Here is a 24,699-nt window from a genome sequence, read left to right as displayed (position 1 = left end):
CTTTTTCTGGAAATTTTACCCAATACAAAATCGGTGCAGTCAAACTACACCGATTGCATATCGTAACTCTATTTGCACCAGACATTTACCTCACGCCAATGCTGAAGCTTGGGGTTTAGCAAAAATCATTCTCCCGGCTGAGGTTTGCAACGCACTAGTAACTACTACCCGCAGTTCACCACCTACATAACCTCTACCTTCTTCCACAACAACCATTGTGCCATCGTCTAAGTAGCCAATTCCTTGAGTCGGTTCTTTACCTTCCTTGAGAATTTTTAGGTCAAGGTTGTCCCCAGGTAAATAGCTAGGACGGACTGCATTTACTAGGTCGTTCACATTTAACACCGGCACTTTCTGCACGCTGGCGACTTTGGATAAGTTGTAATCGTTGGTGAGTAGTGTGCCGTTGATTTCTTGTGCAAACTTAACTAATTTGGCATCAACTGTTGCAATATCTTCGTAATCTGATGGATTAATCAGAATGCGGTCTGGGTAGGCTTCCTTAATACGATTGAGAATTTCGAGTCCGCGTCTTCCTCTCACTCGCTTTTGGTCTTTGCTGGCATCCGCTACTTGTTGTAGTTCCAGCAAGACAAACTGTGGCACGATAATTTGCCCTTCCAGAAATCCGGTTTCTAGCAGTGCCTCAATCCGACCGTCGATAATACAACTAGTGTCTAAAACTTTAGTATTGGCGGGTTTTAATGTCCCTTCCGCCACCATTGTTTCCACTGTGTTGGGGTTAATGAATCTCAATAAGCCGCGTCCGTGGGTATCAGCTAAATTCATCCCCGTGACGGAGAGAATAATACTACCAACCACCGCCACCAGTGGTTTAATAAAACTAAAATCCGTGGGAATAGGTAGCAAAAATAGCGGAGCCAGCATTAAGTTTGCTAGCAATAATCCAATCACTAAGCCAATGGCACGCGTTAAAATTACTTCCAGTGGCAATTCGCGGACTTGGGCTTCTAAGCGACGATAGGTCGTTTGGAAACTCAAACCGACAGCGCCACCGATGATGGCGGCAAAGACGGCAACAGTTAAGCGTAAAGCTTCGAGGTTCGTGACCCGATCTAACGCACCATTAGGCAGTAGTTCGGTGCTGTAGAACCCTATTCCTGCTGCTGCCAGGATGAATGAAAAAATAATAATGGCATCAAGCATGATTTTGCTGTTTTCCTGCGACTGTTTTACCCGATAAAGTCAAGTATTTTTAATTTCATCGGTAAGAGAGACTAATTATATTGACTTAGACTAGGGTTTTTATGCAGGCAATATCTGCAAACATTATAACCAAAGTCACTTCGCTTAAGATTTGTCATAGTTACGCCAAAAAACGATAGAAACCTGTAAATAAACTATTTATTTTCATTATTTCTAATTTTCTGTTAATTAAGTTTATTCTTGTTCACAAATATGCAAAAAGTTAATGTTCTTAGCGTTGCTAGTTCTGCTTATGTACATATTCCCTTTTGCAGAAGGCGGTGCTTTTATTGTGACTTCCCGATATTTGTTGTCGGCGATCGCCAACGTGGTGAAACATCTGTTACCATCTCCGGGTATGTCGATGTTCTCTGTGAAGAAATTGCCATTACGCCAGCCTTTGGGCAACCCCTCAAGACCGTATTTTTCGGCGGTGGTACGCCTTCGCTGTTATCTACAGCACAATTAGCACAAATACTATTAACGCTAGATAAGCGGTTTGGGATTGCGCCTGACGCAGAAATATCTATGGAAATTGATCCAGGCACATTTGATCTAGCACATATCCAAGGCTATCGTAGTGTTGGTGTAAATCGGGTCAGTTTAGGTGTACAAGCGTTTCAAGAAGAATTGTTAAAAGTAGCTGGGCGATCGCACTCGCTTAAAGATATTTTTACAGCTATAGACTTGATTCACCAAGTCGAGATTCCCGAATTTAGCATAGACTTAATTTCTGGCTTGCCGCATCAGTCTTTAGATCAATGGCAAGATTCCCTAGAAACAGCCGTTAACATCGCACCCACCCACATATCTATCTATGATTTGACAATTGAGCCAGGAACAGCTTTTGGTCGTTATTACAAACCTGGGGATAATCCCTTACCTACTGATGAAACCACGGTGAAAATGTATCAGATGGGTCAGAGGATTTTGACTGATGGCGGTTATGAACATTACGAAATTTCCAACTACGCCCAGCCAGGACACCAGTGTAGACATAACCGCGTGTATTGGGAAAACCGTCCTTATTACGGCTTTGGTATGGGTGCGGCCAGCTATGTAGAAGGTAAACGCTTTACCCGTCCCCGGAAAACAAAGGAGTATTATCAATGGGTGCAAGAGTTGATTGCTAATCACGGTGTGATTGATTGGGAAATTACACCAAAAGCAGACGTATTGTTAGAAACATTGATGTTGGGGTTACGCTTGGCTGATGGTGTGAGTTTAGCAGCACTGACAGAGGAATTTGGCAAGGAGAAAATACAAGAACTGCATCAATGTCTGCAACCCTATTTTACTCAAGGTTGGGTACAAGTTGTGGGTGACAGGTTGCGGTTAAGTGATCCCGATGGTTTTTTATTTTCCAATGTGGTGTTAGCCGATTTGTTTAGTCAGTTGGGGTAACAGTAGGAACACTCAAGAGGGGTAAGATCGCGCTATAAAAAGAATAATGAAGAGTAAAAAGCGACGGAACCCCCTGCGCCAATCACTGGCAGTTTTCCGTTATAGTGGCAGGGCAATATATTTGGTGTGGACTACTAGCCACACTATGACTATCATTCTGGCTACTTTAACTTTAGTGGCTGGTTTGTTACCTGCGGCGATCGCCTATATTGGTAAGTTAATTGTGGATGCGGTGGTTTTGTCATCCCAAGCCAACGCCAATCTTTCTCAACCATTATTATATGTGGGTTTAGAGGCGATCGCTGTAGCTTTACTGGCAGGTAGTCAAAGAGGGTTGACTATTTGTCAATCATTACTGCGGGTGTTACTTGGTCAGCGAGTCAATGTCCTCATCTTAGAGAAAGCCTTGACCCTTGACCTCACTCATTTTGAAAATTCAGAGTTCTATGACAAAATCACCAACGCTCGAAGAGAAGCATCCATTCGCCCCCTTTCTTTAGTTAACCGCACCTTTGGTTTAGTGCAGAATGCCCTTTCTCTAGTTACATATGGCATTTTGCTCGTGAATTTCTCTCTTTGGGCTGTAGTTGCCCTAATTTTGGCAGCAATGCCCGCATTCATCGCCGAAACTAGATTTGCTGGGGAAGCCTTTCGTTTATTTAGTTGGCGTGCGCCAGAAACCCGCCAGCAGCATTATCTGGAAAATTTACTAGCTAGAGAAGACTTTGTCACTGAAGTTAAACTCTACCAGTTAGGCGAGATGCTATTGGGAAGATACCGTAACGTATTCAATCAACTCTATAGCGAAGACCGAGATTTAACAGTACGCCGGGGAGTGTGGGGATATCTCCTGAGTTTGGTGAGTACGACGGCTTTTTACATCGCCTACGCTTGGATTGTCATAGAAGCGGTTTTAGGTAAGATTTCCTTGGGAGATATGACAATGTATCTCACTGTTTTCCGTCAAGGACAGTCTACTTTTGCCAATGCTCTCACCTCCATTGGTGGAATGTATGAGGATAACTTATATCTTTCTAACCTTTACGACTTTTTAGAAGAGAAAGTCACCCAACCTTGGGGTAATGTAACTCAAGGAATCAATCCTGAAGATGGGATTCGTTTTCAGAATGTATCTTTTACCTATCCTGGTAGTTCTCAGCCTGCATTAACTAATATTTCTCTGCATTTAAAACCTGGGGAAAAATTAGCTATTGTCGGTGAAAATGGTTCTGGCAAAACGACTTTAATCAAACTACTCACACGACTTTACACACCAGATTCTGGAAGAATTTTATTAGATGGTGTGGACTTACAAAAATGGGATGTGGATATATTGCGCCGTCGGATTGGGGTAATTTTCCAAAATTTCGTCCGCTATCAATTTACTGTGGGTGAGAATATTGGTGTGGGGGATGTGGAAAATCTGGACGATAACAGGCGTTGGCAAGTAGCTGCTCAAAAAGGTATGGCGCAACAGTTTATTGAGACATTACCCCAAAGCTTTCAGACACAGCTTGGACGCTGGTTCAAGGGAGGACAAGAATTATCTGGCGGACAATGGCAGAAAATCGCTCTAGCTCGTGCATTTATGCGGACTCAGGCGGATATTTTAGTTTTAGATGAACCCACATCGGCAATTGATGCACAAGCTGAGTTTGAGATTTTCAATCATTTTCGTACTGTGACTCAAAATCAAATGGTATTCTTGATTTCCCACCGTTTTTCGACTGTGAGGATGGCTGACAAAATTTTGGTGATTGAAAATGGGGAAGTGGTAGAGCAGGGGACTCATGAGGAGTTGCTGGCGGATGGCGGACATTATGCCAGGCTGTTTCTGTTGCAGGCGGCGGGTTATCAGTAGAGAGAGATAATCCTTTTAAACGCAGAGGTACGCTGAGGGGAGCGCGGAGGTACGCTGAGGGAGATAGACTTTACTCTGCATACCTCTGCGCCTACCTCAGCGCCACTTTGCGTTGAAAAAGTTAATAATTTATGTAAAGTGGTACTGAAGTATGAAACTGATTTCCGAACCGTCGATTCCTGTAAAAATTCAAAAGATGAAAGAGAGGGTGCGGTGGAAGCACCCTAGTATTGTGCAACGGGGAATTGACCAAACGAGTATGGTAATAGACGATGGCCGGGATGATAACCCGGAATTTTCGTTTATGGTGATTGGGGATAGTGGTACAAAGTCTCATTACGGACATCATCCCCAAAGACAAGTTGCAGAACTAATGCTATCTCACAAGGATGAATGCCGTTTTGTGCTGCACACGGGCGATGTAATTTATGTGGTGGGTTCCCATGAGTATTACCCAGCAAACTTTATCGAACCTTACCGGGAGTTTTTAGTGGGTGGTGAGCATCCCCAAAACATTGCTTACGATCGCATGACTTTTAATCTACCGTTTTTACCTGTTCTGGGCAATCATGATTATTATGATGTGCCTTTGATGTATCGCTTGTTGACTGGTAGTACTTTACAGTTGCGGCGGATGCTACGGTATAAGGATTTTGAAATTGGTTGGCACGGTTCTAACCAAGGGGATGCTTACTCACGAGCCTTTATTGATTATCTAGCAACCATTACACCAGAAGACTTACATCGTCATTTAGATTTACACTACACCGCCAAAACTGATACTAATCGCTGTCTACGTTATGTACCGGGAAATTTCACCCGTGTACCTAACCGTTATTACAGTTTTCGTTATGGTGGGATAGATTTTTTTGCCCTTGATTCTAATACTTGGAATACACCGTCACCTCTACCCACAACCCAAGCCGGAGACATTTACCGCCGGGAATTGCAAAAGCGTCGCCAAGAAATAGACCAAGAAGAACTACAAATTTTAGCAGAGTGCGATCGTCTCAATCCAGATCAACCAGATGATGCGGAACAACTCGACGACCTCAGCGCCAAGTTAGACCAAATCAATGAAATCAAACTCGACATCGAGAAGCAACTCGCATCTCACGACACAGTAAATATCGATTTTGAACAACTGGAATGGTTACGAAATCGCTTAATCGAATCTTGGAATACCAAGGAAGTCCGGGGAAGAATCTTATTTTTCCACCATCCACCATACGTTACAGAAGCAACCAAGTGGAATCAAGCCCAAACTTTGGCGGTGCGTCATCGTCTGCGCTGGGTATTCGACCAAGTGGCGGAAACTCTCGGCGCTTTGGTGAAAGAACGCCCCATAGTTGATTTAATATTTAACGGTCATGCCCACTGTTTAGAATATCTCCGCACAACTGATACAGGCTATGCAGACTCAAACCTCAATTGTATTATCTCTGGTGGTAGTGGTCGCCGTCCCCGTCGTCAGCGACCAGAGGGGACAGAGTTAATGGAGATTTTTAGCGATGTTCCTGGTCATTCTTTGCGGAAAGTTGCAGACTCGCGGTTGTATGTGGGACGGAGTGAACAAAACCTCCAAAAGTGCCTTTCCTACTCTGGTGTACGAATTGATGTTCAAGATGGTAATCCGCCTAAATTTATTGTCAGACCCTTGGTCGCAGAACGGGTTGATGGACTGTGGAATCAGCGTGAGTTGGAGTCTTTTGTGATTTAACAAGAACTATGATGATTTATAGAATTTGGCATTTAATTGTAATTATTTGGTTGATTGGAGGATGTTGGCTACTGGATGGTACAGGCGTAGCAATAGCGAGTCCCACAACTTCCAGTGTTTATGAACAAAGGTCTATCCACAGCCCAGATGGTATTGGTAAATACTACATGGGGCGAGAAATTGCCAAATTCATGGGACACACAGGCGCAGGTTGGCTGGAAAGACCAAGCCGTGAAGCGGAAGAACAGCCTAGTAAATTAATTAATGCCTTAAATTTAAAACCTGATGATGTTGTCGCAGACATTGGTGCTGGTACTGGCTATATTAGTTTGCAAATTGCCCCTTTACTAACAACTGGTAAGGTTTTTGCTGTGGATATTCAGCCAGAAATGTTGGAAATTCTGGAGTTTTTCAAACAAGAGAAAAATATCGCCAATATTGAGCCTATTTTGGCAACTGCCAATAATCCAAATCTTCCACCAGCAAGTGTAGACTTAGCACTGATGGTGGATGCTTACCATGAGTTTGAATATCCCCAGGAAGTGATGCAAGGAATAGTCAAAGCCCTGAAACCAGGCGGTAAAGTTGTACTGGTGGAGTATCGAGGCGAAAATCCATTTATCATGATTAAGCGTCTGCATAAGATGACGCAAAAGCAAGTCCGTCAAGAAATGGCTGCTGTTGGATTAACGTGGCGAGAAACTAATAATTTCTTACCACAGCAACACCTAATGATATTTGAAAAAGCGCTCAAAAACTCATGATTAGGCTGGGCTGAAGAGCTATGAGATACGATCGCTGGTACAGGCTCACACTCATATAAAATATCACTATCATCCTACAATCAGTACATGACTAGGTTTCCCTACGACCAATTCGCCAAAGATTATCTTAAAGAATTATTACAGCCATTGGGAGATGTAGAAACAAGTCGCAAAGTACCTACAGAAATACGAGAGATTGATGTTTACTTTGCACCTTCACCCCCATCAAGCAATAGTACAATACAAATAGGGCTGTTAGGAAAAATCGCCTCTGAGCCTGCACTAATTGAACCATTCAGAAATGCAGCTACAATTGCAGAAATTCGTAGTTGTATGAACAAGTTATTTGACATCTTTGCTGAAATTAAGCGTCAGGCTAAAGGTGAAAAAAAACCGCACTTCCGAATCAGAATTACCGCGCCTATGGATTTTGTCACCCACCGCCTCTGAATCTATACTAGACGGCTTTAGAACTAGCATAGATGAGGAAAAATGGGGTAAGGGTATACATTTTTTAGGTGAATATTTGCGAACGGCTATTGTGGCTATTCATCAATTACCTTGTACAGAAGATACATTGTGGTTGAGAATTTTAGGAAAAGGAAAAGTTCAAAAACAAGCAATAGAGGAATTAGAAGCGCTTCCCTACACAAACCCCATACGCTCCAAAGCAATTGATTTATTATTGAGTTTAAAGACCACCTTAGAAGTAAGTCAAAATCTAGACGAAGAGGATAGAGATTTAATTATGCGCTTATCACCTATTTATGAGCAAAAATTAGCAGAAGCGAAACAACAAGGTATTCAAGAAGGTATTCAAGAAGGTCTTCAGGAAGGTCTTCAGGAAGGTCTTCAGGAAGGAATCCAAGCTGAACGTCGTCAAGTTATAGAGAATGTATTGCAAGTTCGATTTGGCTCTTTAGATGCAGAATTAAGCGCAGTTATTGAACCTCTATTGAAATTAACTCCTGAACAATTCACTCCTATATTACTGCAATTATCGAGGGAAGAATTATTAAATAGGTTCCTCAATTCCTAATGTTAGGAAACACCAAAAAATGAATCAATTCAAAATTCAAAATACCCTACGGGAAAGCTTCTCTACGAGACGCTACCGCGAACGCCAACAGAATTAAAGACGGTCAGTAGGGTACGTCAGTAGGAATAATTTTTTGGGATAGCTAGGTTTTTTCACACTGACGCACCCAACCTAATTGGATGCTTTTTTATCTATAAGCCCCTATTGACTATTTTTAATTACCTCCAATAATTCCCTTGGTTGGTGAATTAAAAAATCTGGATTTTGTTTAGCTAATATTTCAGGTGAATTAAAACCCCAAGTCACGGCGATTACTTTAATGTTAGCTTTCTTTGAGGCTTCAATATCTCTAGTTTCATCACCAACATAAATTACGGTTTGGGGTTTGAATTGTTTTTGTCTCAGAACATTATTAATTATAGTTGTTTTACCAAAAATTGTGACTCCTGAGTAAATAAAGTCAAACAAACTGTCTAGTTCATTAATGCTCAAGAAATTTGTCACATTTTCTCTAGAATTGGACGTAATTATTCCTAGTTTATAATCATTTTCTTTCAGTTCTAATAAAGCTTCTTTAATACCAGGAATAGGTTTTAATTCATGAATTTTATTTTTTAACTCTGACTTAACTTTTTTAACCAAAAACGGTATTTTTATCAGAGAAACTCCTGAATACTTGATAATTTCTCTAGATGAAAAATTCCTAAGGAGAGTCAATTGCTCTGGGGTAATTTGTAGATAACCGAACTCTACCGCCAAGCGGTTGGCAATACTTACAAGAGCATCTACGGTATCCGCAATCGTGCCATCAAAATCAAAAATGATTACTTTCTGGGTCATTATTTCGCTTAGATGCGTCTAGATTAGCACGGGCATTCCGTCTTAACATTTCTGGCTTAATTCTCCTTAACGCTGATGCCGGAAATCGTTTATCCCACTCCTCGTCTGAGATTTGCGCTAATTCTATCAGCTTAGGAGCAATATTGTCTGGGTATGGTTGAAAATCTACCACATCTGTTGTTTGTGCAAAACGTTGATTCCAAGGACAAACATCTTGGCAAATATCACAACCAGCTACCCAGCCTTGCATTCGAGATGCGATCGCCTCCGGTAATTCTTCTGCCCGATTCTCGATGGTATGATAAGCGATGCACCGATTAGCATCCACCACAAACGGCTGAGTAATCGCCCCTGTAGGACAAGCATCTAAACAACGAGTACAGCTACCACAATGTTCTGTATGAGGACTATCCTTTTCTAGTTCTAGATTCGTCACTACTTCACCCAAGAATACCCAAGAGCCATACTCTCTAGTAATTACATTCCCATTTTTCGCTATCCAGCCAATCCCTGCTCGTTGCGCCCATACTTTATCTTGGACTGGGCCGGTATCTGCATAGTAACGAGCTTGAATACCTGGGTCTAATGATTGTAACCAAGTGGTTAGTGCTTTGAGTTTTCTGTGCATCACCTTGTGATAATCTCTTCCCCAACCATAGCGAGAGATTTTGGCGTATTCTGCACTATCGGGACGTTGGTGTGGGGTGTAGTAATTAAGAGCGACGCACACAAGCGATCGCGCTTCTGGCATGATCAAGCTTATATCACTACGCTTCGGGTTATTCATCCACTCCATATCAGCGTGATAACCAAGCTTGATCCATGCTTGCAGCCTCTCTGCTTCTATATTTTTACTTTCATTGACAGCAGCAATGCCAACCTTGTGGAAGCCTATCTCTTTAGCCTTTTCTTTTACCACACTGCTGCTAACGATGGAACAGTAGTTCATTTGTATAACCAAATTTTGCCAAAATGGCAGCCTTCTGATTATACATAACTTAGTCAAGACTTAGGTTCAATATTTCCTACTCAATCCATTTGTAAATTTTATTTGCCGATTATTAAGAAATAATGCAACATAGATGCAAGAGGACAAGCAACCCAGAGTGATGCAACCCTCCCACTGATTCGCAAAGTATATAAACCCATCGACTGTGGTGCAATCATGACATTCACTTCTGATTCCGCTTCAACCCGTTTTTCCCAAGCTTTCGGTATCCAAACTGGTGATGCTGTTGCTTCTACCATTACTGTATTTCAAGCTCTCAGCATAGACGACCAGTTGGCAGTACTATGGTACGCTTACACCGAAATGGGACGTTCTATTACACCAGCCGCTACAGGCGCAGCTCGTTTACAATTAGCTGAAGGTTTGTTAAATCAAATCAAGCAGATGTCTCATGCAGAACAGTTACAAGTAATGCGTGACTTAGCTGCTAAAAATAATACTCAATTTTCTCGCTCTTACGGTATCCTCAGCAATAATACCAAGTTGGCTTTCTGGTATGAATTATCAGAATTAATGGTTAAAGGCTTCGTTGTACCCGTACCAACAGACTATAAAATCTCTCGTGATGGCTCTCAAGTATTAGAAGCACTGAAGGTATTAGACTTTGGTCAACAAATCACCGTTCTCCGCAAAGTAGTGGCTGATATGGGTGTTGACCCCTTAGCTGATTAACCATCTACCAATATCTTTCCAACCTCAATGTCATACCAGATTTAGTTCCTAGATATTTATTTAGGAACTAAATCTTACTTAAGTCAGAGTTTCTGTTATGGGTAATACATCCCAATAGCAGCTTTTTTTATATCTACTTTTACATTTAAATTCAGGTTTGTAGTCAAGAAATTAGTTTTGACCACAACCTTAAACTTTAGAGTTTACATACGGGAAATTTTATGCAAGCTGCTGAGTCTCTCCCTAATATCCAGACAAAAAGTATTGCAGGAATCACACAACCAACAATCTTACAATACTTTACTACCCTCAACGCTGGAGAATTTGCAGCCACCGCCGCGTTATTTGCTACTGATGGAGTAATGTATCCACCCTTTGAATCTGGTATTGTGGGGCCAGATGCGATCGCTGCCTACTTACAACAAGAAGCCCAAGGTATCAAAGCTGACCCTAAGCAGGGAATAGCTGAAACCTCAGAAGACGGACACACTCAAGTACAAGTTTCAGGTAAAGCCCAAACTTCTTGGTGTGGTGTAAATGTCTTATGGTTATTTACTCTTAACCCAGAAAAACAGATCATCCACACTCAAATTAAACTCTTAGCTTCTCCCCAAGAGTTACTGGCTTTGCGTCGTGAGCAATAGTCTTGATTAATTATTCTAACTTTGGGTTACGGTTGCTGCTTGTAGGGAACGTAGCAGCATTCTTCTTCCCAATTCAACATCTGATGGCGCACATTGCCAATCGGGGTGTGCTGTCATCAATAAGCTATCCAAAGTCTCTTGATCAAACAAATGCCAAACAGGAGCATTGTTGATTGTAGCTTCTATAGCGTAGCAGTTACTCCCAACACAGTGAAGGGTGCAAGCACTGGCAATTCTCACCAAAGTCATTGTATCCCCTGGTTGCAAAGCGCGAAACTCCCGGATAGCTTGTCTCAGTTCACTCATCGTAGAAACCATTAACCCAGGCAAAGCTACGGTGAGATTTTTATCTCCATTTACCATAACCCAGTAATGCCGACTGGGGTCTATTCCCTCTAACCAAGGTGATTCATCATCAAGGCGATAGCGTGGTGATAAACAAAACAAAGCTTCCATTGGTATTGGTGAGTTACGACTTTGGTTTTACTTAAAAAGGATTTCCCACTACTCTGCATAACACTAAGAATGCAAACGTGGCTCTATGCTTCAAATATCTAATAAGTTCTACCTATAAATCAAATAAATTTAGCAAAAGTTATTAACTTACTTAATATCCTGTAATAATTGGGAGGCTAGGAGATAGAACAAAGCGATCGCCTATCATAAAACTAATAAGCGATCGCTTCATATTAGCTGAACTAACTAATCTTCCTGAGACACAGTATCATCAGCAGGTTTATTAGCTGGTTTATCATCTGACCAAGGATCATCTCCTTCAGAATAGCGAGAAACCATGACTAACTCAGACTCTTGTGAGTGGTTATGTCCCCATTCATCTAAAACATCTTTGATTAAGACTTCTTGCACCCAAATTTTGGCAACAACAGTCAGGGGTAATGCTAAGAATAATCCTAAAAAGCCGAAGAAGGTAACAAAAAATAGCTGGGAAATTAAGGTCACAGCTGGAAGTAATGAGACTTGTTGCGCCATGACTATCGGCGTGATGAAGTTGCTCTCAGCTTGTTGGATAATGAAGTAAAGAATCAAGACAGCAACAACTTTCCACGGACTATCTAAAAGTGCGATCGCCATTGCTGGGACGACACTTAAGGTAGGGCCTAGATTGGGAATCAGATTCAAAAATCCGGCTAAAACGCCTAAAGCTAAGGCGGCTTTTACACCTAAGATTGACAAGCCAACTACACTCATCAGTCCGACTACACCCATCGCAATCACCGCACCTGTAACCCACCCCTCCAAAGAAACTTCGCATTTATCTAAAATTCCATCTACCCGGCGGCGATAAAAGGAAGGGAACAGCCGCACAAATACTTTGCGGTAAGCGATGGGGTCAGCTAGCAACATTCCGGTTAAAACTAACACCAGTAAGACTTTGAGAACTACTTCCAGTGAGCCGGAAACAATGGCAAAAGAACTCCCCAAGACCCTATTAATAAAGGGTTGTGCTTGTTGAATCAGACTATTCAGATCGGGAATGTAAGGGACTAACTGGGCTGGGATGCGCGTTCTCAGTTCGTTAATCCAACCATTGAAGCGTTCAAATCCTTGGGGAACTCGATAGGTAAGTTCATTAAACTGCTGGGCAAAAGGCGGGACAATCAGCCAGAAAAAACCGACGACAACAGCGAAGAATATGGCCACAGCCAGCACCACAGCCAATCCTCGTTTCATCCCAGAACGTTGAAAGCGTTTGGCTAGCCGATTTAAAGTAGTGGCTAAGACAACTGCGGCAAACATGAGTAGAAGTACTTCCCTAATTTGCCACAATATATATAGAGAAAGAACTATAGCGATTAAGCCGATCCATTGACCAAGGTTCACAGGCTGACTCCCAGCTGTTGATGTGATGAAAATTACTCACAATCCCAGGCTGATTTTAGCAATTGAGCCTGGATGATTGAGTTAATTTTGTTTTTGTGTTTGGAATCGCCAGAAAAGAGCGATCGCCAAAATTATAGTCGGTGATAAAACTAAAATTAGAGCATTGGTTACCGTCGCCGGAATCGGCCAAATCGGCGCTAAATATTTAATTGAAACTGAGATCAAGGCAGATATTATAAGCAATTTGAGAACAAAACTTAGCTGATTTTCCATAAAGTACGGCAATACACATTTTCAGGCGGGTATCCACTAATTTAAGCGACACTATCAAATCTTTACAATAGACCTAAGAGTACACAAAAGTTTACCAATATTCGGGACTAGAAAATTGTACAGACGCGATTAATCGCGTCTCTAACAAATAATTTAAATTGAGGTTACATCAAAATGCCTGTTGAAACTGATAAAAAAAATTCCATTAAACCACCAAGGTTACGGCAATTTGGCGGCAGTTTCCTAATCCTGCTAACTTTGCTGTTATTGCTTAACTTTATTGTTCCCAGTTTTTCTGGCCCTCGCTTACCCCAGGTTCCTTATAGTGACTTTATCGCTCAAGTACAAGCTGGTAAAGTAGATAAGGCGATTGTAGGGAGCGATCGCATTCAATACTCCATCAAAACCCAAACCCCCGATGGTAAAGTCGTTGACCAAGTATTTGCTACCACACCAGTAGCTATTGATTTAGACTTACCGAAGATTCTCCGCGATAATAATGTCGAGTTTGCCGCACCACCACCAGACCAAAACGGCTGGATTGGAACGCTACTAAGTTGGGTAGCACCACCGTTAATTTTCTTTGGGATTTGGGCATTTTTAATTAACCGCCAAGGTGCTGGCCCGGCTGCATTGACAGTGGGGAAAAGTAAAGCCCGGATTTACTCAGAAGGTAGCACAGGGGTGAAATTTCTCGATGTGGCTGGGGTGGATGAAGCCAAGGCGGAATTAGAAGAAATTGTTGATTTCTTGAAAAATGCCACTAAGTACACAAATTTAGGTGCGAAAATTCCTAAAGGTGTGTTGTTAGTCGGCCCTCCTGGGACTGGTAAAACATTATTAGCAAAAGCGATCGCTGGTGAAGCTGGTGTACCCTTCTTTAGTATCTCTGGTTCAGAATTTATCGAGTTGTTTGTTGGTGTCGGTGCGGCGCGTGTGCGTGACTTATTTGAGCAAGCCAAAAAACAAGCTCCCTGTATCGTCTTTATCGATGAGTTAGACGCACTAGGTAAATCTCGCGGTGGTGCTGGTGGCTTTGTTGGTGGTAACGACGAACGCGAACAAACCCTCAACCAGTTGCTCACAGAAATGGATGGCTTTGATGCTAATACAGGTGTCATTATCATCGCTGCTACCAACCGTCCCGAAGTTCTAGACCCTGCTTTGCGCCGTCCTGGTCGCTTTGACCGCCAAGTCGTGGTCGATCGCCCTGATAAAATTGGTCGAGAAGCAATTCTCAAAGTCCACGCCAGAAATGTGAAATTAGCTGATGATGTCGATTTAGGTAACATCGCTATCAAAACACCTGGTTTTGCTGGTGCAGATTTAGCCAACCTCGTCAATGAAGCTGCACTGTTAGCTGCAAGACAAAATCGCCAAGCTGTCGTGATGGCAGATTTCAACGAAGCCATTGAAAGGTTAGTAGCTGGCTTAGAAAAACGTTCTCGTGTCTTGAATGAAACCGAGAAGAAGACCGTCGCCTATCACGAAGTTGGTCACGCCATTATCGGCGCATTAATGCCGGGCGCTGGTAGAGTTGAGAAAATCTCTGTTGTTCCTCGTGGTGTTGGCGCTTTGGGTTATACAATTCAAATGCCTGAAGAAGACCGCTTCTTGATGATTGAAGATGAAATTCGCGGGCGAATTGCAACTCTGTTGGGTGGACGTTCGGCGGAAGAAACAGTCTTTGGTAAAGTCTCCACCGGTGCAAGTGATGACATTCAAAAAGCCACAGACTTAGCAGAACGCTACGTTACTTTATATGGAATGAGTGACAAATTAGGGCCGGTAGCTTTTGAGAAGATTCAACAACAATTTCTCGAAGGTTATGGTAATCCTCGCCGTTCCATTAGTCCCAAAGTGGCTGAGGAAATTGACCGCGAAGTTAAGCAGATTGTAGATAATGCTCACCACATCGCCTTGAGTATCCTGCAAAATAACCGTGATTTGTTGGAAGAAACTGCACAGGAACTTCTGCAAACAGAAATTCTCGAAGGTGCTGCACTCAGGGAACGCCTCAGCCAAGCTCAAGCACCAGAAGAACTACAAGAATGGTTGCGGACAGGTAAGATATCGGAGGATAAACCCCTCATGCAAACACTTCTGGTCTAAAGGTTACACCTTTAGGGATTTCCAGATAAAAAATATCCAAATTGTAGGGTGCGTCAGTGCAAGAAAACCTAGCTGTACCAAGAAATTATTCATACTGACGCACCCTAATAACTTTTGTCCCCCACTGAATTCGTAGTAACGAATCTTAGTGGGGGACATTAAGCTTTTAACTTTCCTGTTGGTGACTGGTAATTGGTAATGGTTAATAGAAAAACCAATTACCAATTAGCTATTACCCATTACCAACCCAGACCAACCATATCATCAGAATTAGCAGAACTTGAAATTACACTCTTGTTGTGGGGTATTCAATTTCACTATTCTTGACCTCTTCTGCTGTTAATAACTCCCGAATTAGACGCACAGTAGCTTTCTGCACTAATTGATTAGCAACTTGCTGTCCCAAACGCTGCACGCCTGGATTGAAAGCCAACTGAGCAACTTGAGGTGCAAGCTGGGCTGGGTCAAAGCCACGAGTTTCTCGTAGAATATTTAAGATATTTTTGATATGTTCTAAGGTCTGTTGTTGCTCAACTGTCGCGGCTGGAGTTTCGTTAATGGCTGTGATACCGACTCTTTCTCTGAGGAGGTAGGTAAAGTTATGCAGCACATTTTTACTTAAAGCATTGATTCCGTTGAGAAATTCATCGACCAACTTATCTCGAATAAAAGAGCCACGCTCAGATGAGAGGAAATCTACACCTTGATTCACTACTAAGTTCAGGTCGTAGTCTTGGTTTTTCCGCGCATTACGTAATAAATTTTCTAACCGATTCCAACGAAATTTACCATCTTTAAAGAGCAAGTCTCGCAACGATATTCTTAATTCTGGTGCTGGGTCGGTTAACAAGCGTTTAGCGACGTAGGGATAAGCCTCACTCAATACCTTAAAGTTGGGATCTATATAGATAGCAATCCCTTCCAGTGTGACGAGGGAGCGAATGATTAAAGCGTAGTAGGGAGGTACGCGGAAAGGATACTCATACATCAATTCTGATAGTTCATCAGTGATGCTCTTAATGTTAAATTCGGCTACGCTAGCCCCTTGAGCATTGGCAAAAACTTTGCCAAATGCGGGAATAATTGGGGTGAGGTCTGTTTCTGGTGAAAGGAAATCTAATTTAACGTAGTCTTGTGCTAACCCTTCAAAGTCACGATTAACTACATGGACGATCGCCTCAATTAAACCATAACGTTGCGGTGGTTTAATCTCACTCATCATCCCAAAGTCTAGGTAAGCTAGTTTACCGTCTGGTGTGGCTAACAAGTTACCAGGGTGGGGGTCAGCGTGAAAGAATCCATGTTCTAAAAGTTGCCTTAAGGAACACTGCACACCAACTTCGATGAGATAACGAGCATCTATCCCTTGGGCGCTAATTTCTGCTGTTTGGGTGAGTTTTGTGCCGTTGATCCACTCCATCGTCAAAACACGACGGTTAGTATATTCCCAGTATATTCTCGGCACATATATGTCTTGTATATGACCGTATAGTTGGAAGAAGCGTTCAGCATTTTCACCTTCGTGGATATAATCCATCTCTTCAAAAATGCGATCGCCTAATTCATCCAAAATCCCAACTAAGTCACTGCGTACCCTCTTGACTTTCTTCTGTACCCAAGCCGCTAGCCCACGCAAGATATACAAGTCAATCGTAATTCGTTCTCGTAAATCTGGACGCTGGACTTTAACTGCTACTTCTTCCCCTGTTTTTAACTTACCTTTATAAACTTGTCCCAAAGAAGCAGCCGCAATTGGTTGAGATGAAAGTTCGGCGTAAACTTCTTCTGGTGGCTGTCCTAATTCTTCTTGAATGAATTGGTAGGCAATTTCGTTAGGAAAAGCAGGTAATTGGTCTTGTAATCTGGTGAGTTCTTCTAAATATACGGGGGGAACCAAATCCGGTCTAGTAGATAAGGCTTGACCAATTTTGATGTAAGCAGGCCCCAGTTGCGTTAATAATTCTTTTAACTGAATGGCTCGACGACGGTCATTTTTGACGACTACTCCCCGTTTAATATCCCACCACAACCCAAAGGCAAAGGAGAAAGTCGGCCCCAAAACAGCAAAAATCCGCCCCAAAACTTGCAGGGGTCGATGACGATAATGCTCTGCTACCGCTACAGGGTCATAAACTATCGTCTCAGGTTCGAGATTTTTAGTTACCAAGACCTGGGGTCTTTCAGAACTTACGGGTTCTGATGAGCGCACAACCAAGGCTTGTGTATCCTTTAGCTGTAGTTCGCCCTCAATCGGTCGGGAATTTGGGGGAAGTGTCTTCACAGTCATGAATAGAGCCACCGGTCGGATTGAACTTGTTAAGTATTGTAACAATATCTTTACAGGAAATTGCTAATTTAGTTTGGGAATTGAGAACTAGAGACTAGGAATATAATTTACCTTGTCTTTTTCTGCTCCTTTGCTCCCCATCCTGCCTTTTTTGTTACACTTGAATGTGCTTGCTAATTCAATGGTAGTAGGTATTGCTGGTTGCCGAAAGTGGGAAATATCCGGCATCTGCCCCTCTAGGAGAATATGGCTTGATGTTGCTTTGCCTGCGGATTGAAAATTTTGCCCTGATTGATCAACTGGAACTGGATTTCGGCGCGGGTCTAAATGTTTTAACAGGTGAAACCGGCGCAGGAAAATCAATTATTTTAGATGCAATCGATGCTGTGTTAGGTGGGAAAGTTTCTAGTAGGGTGATTCGGACTGGGACATCTAGGGCTATGGTGGAAGCCACTTTCACCACAAACCCCCCCTTAGCAGCTTGGTTGACAGAACAAGAAATAGATTTAATTGACGATAATTCTGTAGTTATTAGTCGAGAAATCACCGTTAGTACTAGTAATATCCGCAGCCGATCGCGGGTGAATGGTGTGTTAGTCAATCGCCAGATCATGGGCGGACTGCGCGATCGCTTGGTGGAAATTACAGCCCAAGGTCAAACAGTACAAGTAGGACAATCAGCCCAAGTCCGGGATTGGTTGGATATGTATGGCGGTGATACTTTAATCCAGCAGCGTCAGCATATCGGTACAGCTTTTAGTGCTTATCAGCAAGCCCATACAAATTTAGAAAAGCGCCGGACATCGGAACGGGAACGACTGCAACAACTGGACTTATTGACTTATCAAGTCCAAGAGTTATCAACAGCCAATCTCAGCGACCCCCAGGAATTGGAACAACTGCAACAAGAACGGGAACGCCTGAATCACGTCGTTGATTTACAACAGATGAGTTACAAGGTCTATCAAGCTTTGTATCAAACCGAAGATGAAACCCTAGCCGTCTCAGACCTACTTGGCGACAGCGAAGCCACCTTAAACGATATGGTGGAATATGACGGGCAGTTACAACCATTGTTAGATTTGGTTAGGGATGCTCAAACAGCCATCACAGAAGTAGCCAGACAAATTAATACTTATGGGGAAAGTTTGGAAGCAGACCCCCAGCGCCTAGAAGAAGTAGAAGAACGGATTCGAGAGTTAAAACAAATCTGCCGTAAGTATGGCCCCAGCTTAACAGAAGCGATCGCCTACAGCGAAAAAATTCAAGCGGAATTGGCAGTCCTCAACGATAGCGAACAGTCTATTGAAAGTTTAGAACAGCAAGAAAAAGTCTGTTTTGATAAACTAACTCAGTCCTGCCAAAAGTTAACTCAGTTACGCCAGAAAACAGGCGCTACCTTAGAATCTCGGTTGATAGCTGAACTTAAACCCTTGGCAATGGAAAAAGTAAAGTTTCAAGTAGAAATATTGCCAATCGTGCCAACATCTGCTGGTGCAGACAAAATTACCTTTATGTTTAGCCCCAACCCAGGGGAACCACTACAACCATTAACAGAAATTGCTTCTGGTGGGGAAATGAGCCGCTTTTTACTAGCCCTGAAAGCCTGTTTTAATCAAGCTGACGCGGCAGCAACCTTAGTATTTGATGAAATCGACGTTGGGGTTTCGGGGAGAGTAGCACAGGCGATCGCCGAAAAATTGCACCAATTAAGTCAACATCATCAAGTATTATGTGTCACTCACCAACCACTAGTAGCAGCGATGGCAGATAAGCATTTCCGCGTAGATAAGCAGACTGTCACCCAGGGTAAGGGTAAAAAATCCAACAATGGTAGTAGTGAACAGCGTACTGTGGTACGTGTAACAAACTTAGATGATTTGACTACCCGCCGGGAAGAATTAGCCCAGTTAGCTGGTGGGAAATCCGCCAGTGATGCGATCGCTTTTGCGGAAAGTTTATTAACGCAAGCCGCTAATCACCGTCAGGGACAGAGAAGTTGAAATTCCAATACTCCCTTAATTAGCCGCATCAAAAATTTGCTGTGCGGTTAAATTTAACTGGGGAAATACCCTACGGAAAGCTAAAGCTACAAAATTCAGAATTCAAAATAAATGTTTTAAACTCTTAGACCCTTACACCCCTACACCCTTACACCCGTTCTCAACAGAAAATCTGGGTGCGTAAGTCCTGAGTCAGCGACGCGACTATTGACCAGTTGGCTCTATTGTCACTCTGACGAAAAAATTACTGAAGTCCGGTTTGGTTCCATCACGATTGTGGCCAGGAGTAAAGCTTTCGTTTTTGAACAAATCACCAACAAGTTGCTCATATAAGCTTTTCTCAGATTGTAAACTTGCTGGCTCTATTTCGATCACGATCGCCTGCTGCACGTTACCATTTTTATCAATCACTAAACTAGCTAGTAACTGCGCCGGTTTGATGGGAGAATCGCCGGGAAGATAGCTGGAATCTACAGTTTTTGAACTGCTTCCTTGATATGCAGACAAGACTTCTGGTAAATCATTGACTAATTGGCGTGCTTCTGATTCTGCTAGAGGTACTAATGTGGCGATCGCTCCCCTGGCGGTAGAATTTGCATTATCCTCTGTCGGGGTGTTTGCAGGTTCTTCTGTTGGAGTTGGTGTATATTGCTCAGTGGGAATTTTTGCAGTTTCTCCTGTTGGGGTTGGTGAATTATCCCCAGATGGAGTATTTGCCGTTTCACTGTTAGGATTGGCTGAGTTATCCTCCGTCGGAATGTTTGTCGTTTCTCCAGAAGATGTTTCTGGGGTATCTTCTTCATCTCGCGGAGTTTTGTCTTCTACTGTTTCCGACTCTTGTACTTGTTCCGGTGTAACAGGTGGGATATCTGAAGGTAGCGGTTTTCCCTGTCCCAGTTCAATTTCTTCACGACGATTCCAAGGAAGCTCACCCACGGGAACTGTTGATGCAGGAGTAGGTTCTGGTTTTGTGGTTTGTGTGGGTATAGGTTCTGGTTCTGTGGTTTGTGTGGGTGTAGGTTCTGGTTCTGTAGTTGGTGTGGGAGTGGGTTCTGGTTCTGTAGTTGGTGTAGATTCCGATTGAGGAAAAACTTCCACCTGAGATTGAGCAACATTATTATTTTCCGACTGGGACTGCTCGCCAGAATTGACGATCTCAGCATCCTGATTTGTGGAAGTTTGTGGTAATTTTGCCGTGGTAGTGTTTGGTACAGATTGTTGAGGTTGTAGCGAGACGGGTTTATCTGTAGAGGTAGTCTGAGGCGTAACTTCTATCAAATCTATAGGAACAACACTTTGATCTGGCTGTGGAAACCACAACCCCACCGCACTAGATGAACGTATCAACCAAAAAGCTAATAAGTGAAGTGAAGCTGAACCTATAGCTACAGCAAACCATAAACCAGGTGGATCATTATGTCTCCGCCAGACTTTAGCGGGAGTGGGAGTTTTATCCGCTACCGATGTTGTCATATTTAGATATAAATATATGATTCGGAGCTATTGCTGGTGAATCTAGTGTGAATATTAACGGTTAACCATTAATTCTGATTTCACAGCAAAAGTCAGAACTGTTTCATCTATTCCTTTAAGTTTTAGCGGACTACCTTTAGTAATTTCTTCGTCTTGTAAATAATCTGCGACAGCAGCAGAAACCAAAATTGTACCGGGAACAGCAGCCGATTGCAATCGAGCGGCGATATTGACACTAGGCCCAATAGCAGTATAGTCCGCACGTTCGGCACTACCAAACATTCCTACAACAGCCGTCCCTTGATGAATACCACAGCGAAACTGTACACCACCATAATCATGGGTATCAAAGATCCCTTGATCCCGCCAACGTTGGTTTAATTGGGCCAATGAGCCGTGCATAGCTCTAGCCGTATTCACTGCTCGGCGCACCTGTTCATTAGGCGTAAGTTCTTCTGGCGCTCCATAGAGAGCTAAGATAGCATCCCCCATAAACTTATCTACAGTGCCACCATTATCAAACACAGCTTTAGTCATGAACTCTAAATACTCATTCAGTAATTCTGCCACTCGCCGGGATCTGAGAGTGTTGGCTAACTGTGTAAAACCAACGATGTCGCTAAACAACACCGTAATTAAACGCGGTTCTGGACGCAAATCTAAGCTCAAAGAACCAGCAGCCGCTTTTGACACCAAAGCAGGCGGTAAAAAGCGCTTAAGAACTGATTCTGTCAGGTAAGTATTTAACTCCAAAACTCGCTTTTCATTTTCCTTCAAAGCTAAAAGATTGCGAACCTCTGCTAGAAGTTCCCGGTCATTAAATGGTTTTGCTAAATAAGCATCCGCCCCATGTTCCGTGCTTTCGATGCGGGTTTCCTCATCCACTTTTGCGGTTAGCAAAATGATTGGCGTTCCTTTGACCTTTTCGTCGTTGCGAACCATCCGAATCATCTCTAACCCTGTTACCAAAGGCATCATCAAATCAGTAACAATTAGATTAGGAGTCAGTTCTTGGACTTTACTAAATCCTTCATAACCGTTACGAGCTGTATAGACTTGATAGCCACTACGGCGGAGAATATCGGATACGTAAGTTCGCAGATCCGGGTTGTCATCAACAACGAGGATTGAATGTGTGGAGTGCTGGGTGCTGTTTGCTGTTTGCTGAGGCTCAGTAATAGGTAAGGGATTAATAGTTTCTATATCTATATTTTCTAGTGCTGATTCTACTAGTTCTAAATCAGCTAGTTCTACACTGGCGCGACTAGTAGTAAGTTCAACAGGCGTATCTGATACTTGCTGTAGAGGTAAGTGAGCATTACCGATAACTAGCCATAGGGTAAAGGTTGTACCTTTGCCATAGACTGATTCGACAGTGACTCTGCCACCATGTAGTTCTACTAATTCTTTTACTAAGGCTAAACCTAAGCCGCTACCCTCATAGGAGCGATTTTCTGAACCTTCGGCTTGGCGGAAGCGCTCAAACAGATGGGGAATTTGCTCTTTAACAATGCCAATACCTGTATCTTGGACTTGCAAGATGCAGTGGTGTCCCTGGGATTGTAGCTTAACGCTGATTGTGCCACCTTCTGGTGTAAATTTCATGGCATTTGACAGGAGGTTATAAACCACCTTGTCGAATTTTTCCATGTCTATATAGACTGTGGGACATTCATCTAATTCGGTAGTTAGATGTAGTGCCTTTTTTTCGCAATAGGGGCGAAATGACTCAACAATTTGACTGACAAAATCCACTAAATCACAAGGACGGAAACTAGGCTGCATTCTCCCTGCATCAAGGCGTTGTAAATCTAGTAGTTGGTTAACTAACCGCAACAACCGTCGGGAGTTACGCAAGGCGATCGCACTTTGGGCGTAAGATAAACCCTCGCCTGCTCCCACTGCCGATTCTAACGGCCCTTGAATGAGGGTGATAGGAGTACGAAATTCATGGGATATGTTTTGAAAAAATTCTGTTTTCTGTTTGTCTAATTGCAGCAAGCGCTCGGCTTGTTCGCGGGTCTTTTGGTATAAATGGGACTGTTGTACGGCGATCGCTGCTTGTGCGGCTACGGCTTTAGCCAGTTCAATATCAGCTGATAGCCACTGCCTAGCTCTCTTCCCTTCTCGTAGGGTAATACTGCCTATACATTTGCCATCTGCCAGCAAAGGGACAACCATGAGCGATCGCGCTGGCATTTTCAAATGTAAATCAAACCTTTTGGTTTCCCAATCCGAATGATTAATATCAGTAATTATTACAGGCTGATGGGTTTTTAATATTTCCTGTAAAATATGATTTTCTAAAATAGGTGCTTGGGACTCTGGTAATTCCTGAGTTATCAGACGGTGATTGTCCAACGAGTCTTCGCTATGTCGAGAACTATCATACAAGCCCACACACTTGACAAACTCATCCTCCTCCGTCCACAAAGACAACACACAACCGTCAACTTGTAAAGCTTGCCCCAATTTTTGGGTAATTGCCGCAAAAATATCTTCAGGATTCAGACTAGAGCGAATCGCTGTTGTAATGGTATTGATCAAGGACTCTCGTTTTGCCAGCGCCCGTACCTGTTCATAAGCATAGGCCTGGGACAAAGCCAAGGCAGCTTGATCCGCCACCATCAAAACTAACTGCACTTCTTCTTCTCCCCAGACCCGTGCTTGAGAGCATTGATGCAGTGCCAAAACTGCCATCAGTTCTTGTTGGCAAATCAGTGGCACAACTAAACTAGAACGGATATCAGCCGCAGCAAACGCATCAGTTCTGTGCTGTAGCTCTGGGCTATCTCCATGAATGCGCTCATCACCTGCCACATCATGAATTATCTGCACTTCGCGGGTTTCCCAGACAGTATCAGCCAGAATAGTCAAAGGGGCAGAATCATGTATAGTTTTTTCTACTGGGCTTGGAGAATCTTTCTGGTAAACAAATCCTTCATCTACTAATTGTCCCTCTTGAAAGGAACGTAATAGACAGACATCCACCTCTAACATATGACCAACTGTATCGACAATTGCTTGCAAAATCTGTCGATAATCTAAGGCACTGCGAATTGTATTGGTGACAGTGTTCAGCAGTGATTCTTGACGCAGCGTGCGGGTTAGTTCACGAGTGCGGGCTTTGAGAACATTGTGAGTATCCAAGGCTTGGCGAACTACGGCTTTGAGTTCTTCAGCTTCCCAAGGTTTAGTGACATATTTGAATACCTTACCAGCATTAATTGCTTCTACCAAGTCTTCTACGTCAGTGTAACCAGTTAATATAATCCGAATAATATCTGGATATTGTGTAGCTGTTAGGCTCAAAAATTCTGTACCACTCATGATCGGCATTCGCTGATCGGAGATGATCACCGCGATCTCCCCCTCTTGCGCCAGCAGATCCAGTGCCGCAGGGCCAGATATAGCTCTTAGCACCTTGTAGTCACGATAAAAGGTGCGGTAAAGCAAGTCAAGGTTGTCTGGCTCATCATCAACAACCAAAATTTTGGGCTTACTGTTTACTGGGGATTTCATGCACCGCTTTCCTGCTGTAACGGCAGTC

General features: G+C 42.9%; 17 protein-coding genes and 1 pseudogene. 9 read left to right on the top strand and 9 right to left on the bottom strand.

The genetic code is table 11. The annotated features are described in order from the left end of the window. Positions 1 to 90: 90 nt before the first annotated feature. On the bottom strand, positions 91 to 1,167 hold the full coding sequence (locus H6G14_RS21405) for a PIN/TRAM domain-containing protein (RefSeq protein ID WP_190569401.1): 1,077 nt from the start codon (positions 1,165 to 1,167) through the stop codon (positions 91 to 93). A 252-nt stretch (positions 1,168 to 1,419) separates the two neighbouring features. Here H6G14_RS21405 and hemW point away from each other — a divergent pair, with 252 nt between their 5' ends. From hemW to H6G14_RS21380, 5 genes and pseudogenes are all read left to right on the top strand, one after another. Continuing rightward, entirely contained in the window at positions 1,420 to 2,610 is a 1,191-nt protein-coding gene (gene hemW, locus H6G14_RS21400; protein WP_190569399.1) for a radical SAM family heme chaperone HemW, read from the top strand. 46 nt (positions 2,611 to 2,656) lie between these two features. Beyond that, a complete protein-coding gene (locus H6G14_RS21395) occupies positions 2,657 to 4,471 on the top strand; it encodes an ABC transporter ATP-binding protein (RefSeq protein ID WP_190569397.1) in 1,815 nt (604 codons plus the stop codon). A gap of 151 nt (positions 4,472 to 4,622) precedes the next feature. After that, positions 4,623 to 6,191: a metallophosphoesterase family protein gene (locus H6G14_RS21390; RefSeq protein WP_190569396.1), complete on the top strand. Its 1,569-nt coding sequence runs from the start codon at positions 4,623 to 4,625 to the stop codon at positions 6,189 to 6,191. 8 nt (positions 6,192 to 6,199) lie between these two features. Beyond that, positions 6,200 to 6,955 carry a class I SAM-dependent methyltransferase gene (locus H6G14_RS21385; protein ID WP_190569394.1) on the top strand — a complete coding sequence of 252 codons (756 nt, stop codon included), beginning with the start codon at positions 6,200 to 6,202 and terminating at the stop codon, positions 6,953 to 6,955. Between the two features lie 87 nt (positions 6,956 to 7,042). Further along, positions 7,043 to 7,994: pseudogene (locus tag H6G14_RS21380) on the top strand (RpnC/YadD family protein). A 201-nt stretch (positions 7,995 to 8,195) separates the two neighbouring features. On the opposite strand, the gene H6G14_RS21375 reads toward H6G14_RS21380, so the two are convergent. Then, positions 8,196 to 8,834, bottom strand: a complete 639-nt coding sequence (locus tag H6G14_RS21375; protein ID WP_190569392.1) for an HAD-IA family hydrolase — start codon at positions 8,832 to 8,834, stop codon at positions 8,196 to 8,198. Beyond that, complete coding sequence (gene queG / locus H6G14_RS21370) at positions 8,809 to 9,783, bottom strand: tRNA epoxyqueuosine(34) reductase QueG (protein ID WP_190569390.1); 975 nt, start codon at positions 9,781 to 9,783, stop codon at positions 8,809 to 8,811. The genes H6G14_RS21375 and queG overlap by 26 nt, the downstream gene beginning before the upstream one ends. A gap of 216 nt (positions 9,784 to 9,999) precedes the next feature. Between queG and H6G14_RS21365 the strand changes: the two genes are divergently transcribed. Together H6G14_RS21365 and H6G14_RS21360 are read left to right on the top strand one after the other, a co-directional pair. Next, positions 10,000 to 10,515: an orange carotenoid protein N-terminal domain-containing protein gene (locus tag H6G14_RS21365; protein ID WP_190569388.1), complete on the top strand. Its 516-nt coding sequence runs from the start codon at positions 10,000 to 10,002 to the stop codon at positions 10,513 to 10,515. 221 nt (positions 10,516 to 10,736) lie between these two features. Then, positions 10,737 to 11,159 carry a ketosteroid isomerase family protein gene (locus H6G14_RS21360; RefSeq protein ID WP_190569386.1) on the top strand — a complete coding sequence of 141 codons (423 nt, stop codon included), beginning with the start codon at positions 10,737 to 10,739 and terminating at the stop codon, positions 11,157 to 11,159. Between the two features lie 15 nt (positions 11,160 to 11,174). Here the strand turns inward: H6G14_RS21360 and H6G14_RS21355 are convergent, their stop codons facing one another. The 3 genes from H6G14_RS21355 to H6G14_RS21345 form a co-directional block, all read right to left on the bottom strand. Further along, complete coding sequence (locus H6G14_RS21355) at positions 11,175 to 11,615, bottom strand: hypothetical protein (protein WP_190569384.1); 441 nt, start codon at positions 11,613 to 11,615, stop codon at positions 11,175 to 11,177. 246 nt (positions 11,616 to 11,861) lie between these two features. Then, positions 11,862 to 13,001, bottom strand: coding sequence for an AI-2E family transporter (locus tag H6G14_RS21350; RefSeq protein ID WP_190569382.1), 1,140 nt, complete (start codon positions 12,999 to 13,001; stop codon positions 11,862 to 11,864). 81 nt (positions 13,002 to 13,082) lie between these two features. After that, complete coding sequence (locus H6G14_RS21345; RefSeq protein ID WP_338421209.1) at positions 13,083 to 13,226, bottom strand: hypothetical protein; 144 nt, start codon at positions 13,224 to 13,226, stop codon at positions 13,083 to 13,085. A 222-nt stretch (positions 13,227 to 13,448) separates the two neighbouring features. On the opposite strand from H6G14_RS21345, the gene ftsH reads away from it, so the two are divergent. Beyond that, complete coding sequence (gene ftsH / locus H6G14_RS21340) at positions 13,449 to 15,386, top strand: ATP-dependent zinc metalloprotease FtsH (RefSeq protein ID WP_190569378.1); 1,938 nt, start codon at positions 13,449 to 13,451, stop codon at positions 15,384 to 15,386. 286 nt (positions 15,387 to 15,672) lie between these two features. On the opposite strand, the gene H6G14_RS21335 is transcribed toward ftsH, so the two are convergent. Then, positions 15,673 to 17,673 (bottom strand): ABC1 kinase family protein, encoded by a 2,001-nt coding sequence (locus H6G14_RS21335; RefSeq protein WP_190569376.1) that lies wholly within the window; start codon positions 17,671 to 17,673, stop codon positions 15,673 to 15,675. A 254-nt stretch (positions 17,674 to 17,927) separates the two neighbouring features. On the opposite strand from H6G14_RS21335, the gene recN reads away from it, so the two are divergent. Beyond that, positions 17,928 to 19,676 (top strand): DNA repair protein RecN, encoded by a 1,749-nt coding sequence (gene recN, locus H6G14_RS21330; RefSeq protein WP_190569435.1) that lies wholly within the window; start codon positions 17,928 to 17,930, stop codon positions 19,674 to 19,676. 204 nt (positions 19,677 to 19,880) lie between these two features. Here recN and H6G14_RS21325 read toward each other — a convergent pair whose 3' ends face one another. Continuing rightward, positions 19,881 to 21,149, bottom strand: coding sequence for a hypothetical protein (locus H6G14_RS21325; protein WP_190569375.1), 1,269 nt, complete (start codon positions 21,147 to 21,149; stop codon positions 19,881 to 19,883). Positions 21,150 to 21,203: 54 nt separating this feature from the next. Continuing rightward, the gene (locus H6G14_RS21320) at positions 21,204 to 24,671 is read right to left on the bottom strand and encodes a response regulator (protein ID WP_190569373.1); all 3,468 of its coding nucleotides are present in this window, start codon (positions 24,669 to 24,671) and stop codon (positions 21,204 to 21,206) included. Positions 24,672 to 24,699: the final 28 nt, after the last annotated feature.

Origin of the sequence: Nostoc parmelioides FACHB-3921, from assembly GCF_014696625.1 — a bacterium.
GTDB lineage: Bacteria > Cyanobacteriota > Cyanobacteriia > Cyanobacteriales > Nostocaceae > Trichormus > Trichormus parmelioides.
This window is presented reverse-complemented; position numbering and strand designations above follow the sequence as displayed.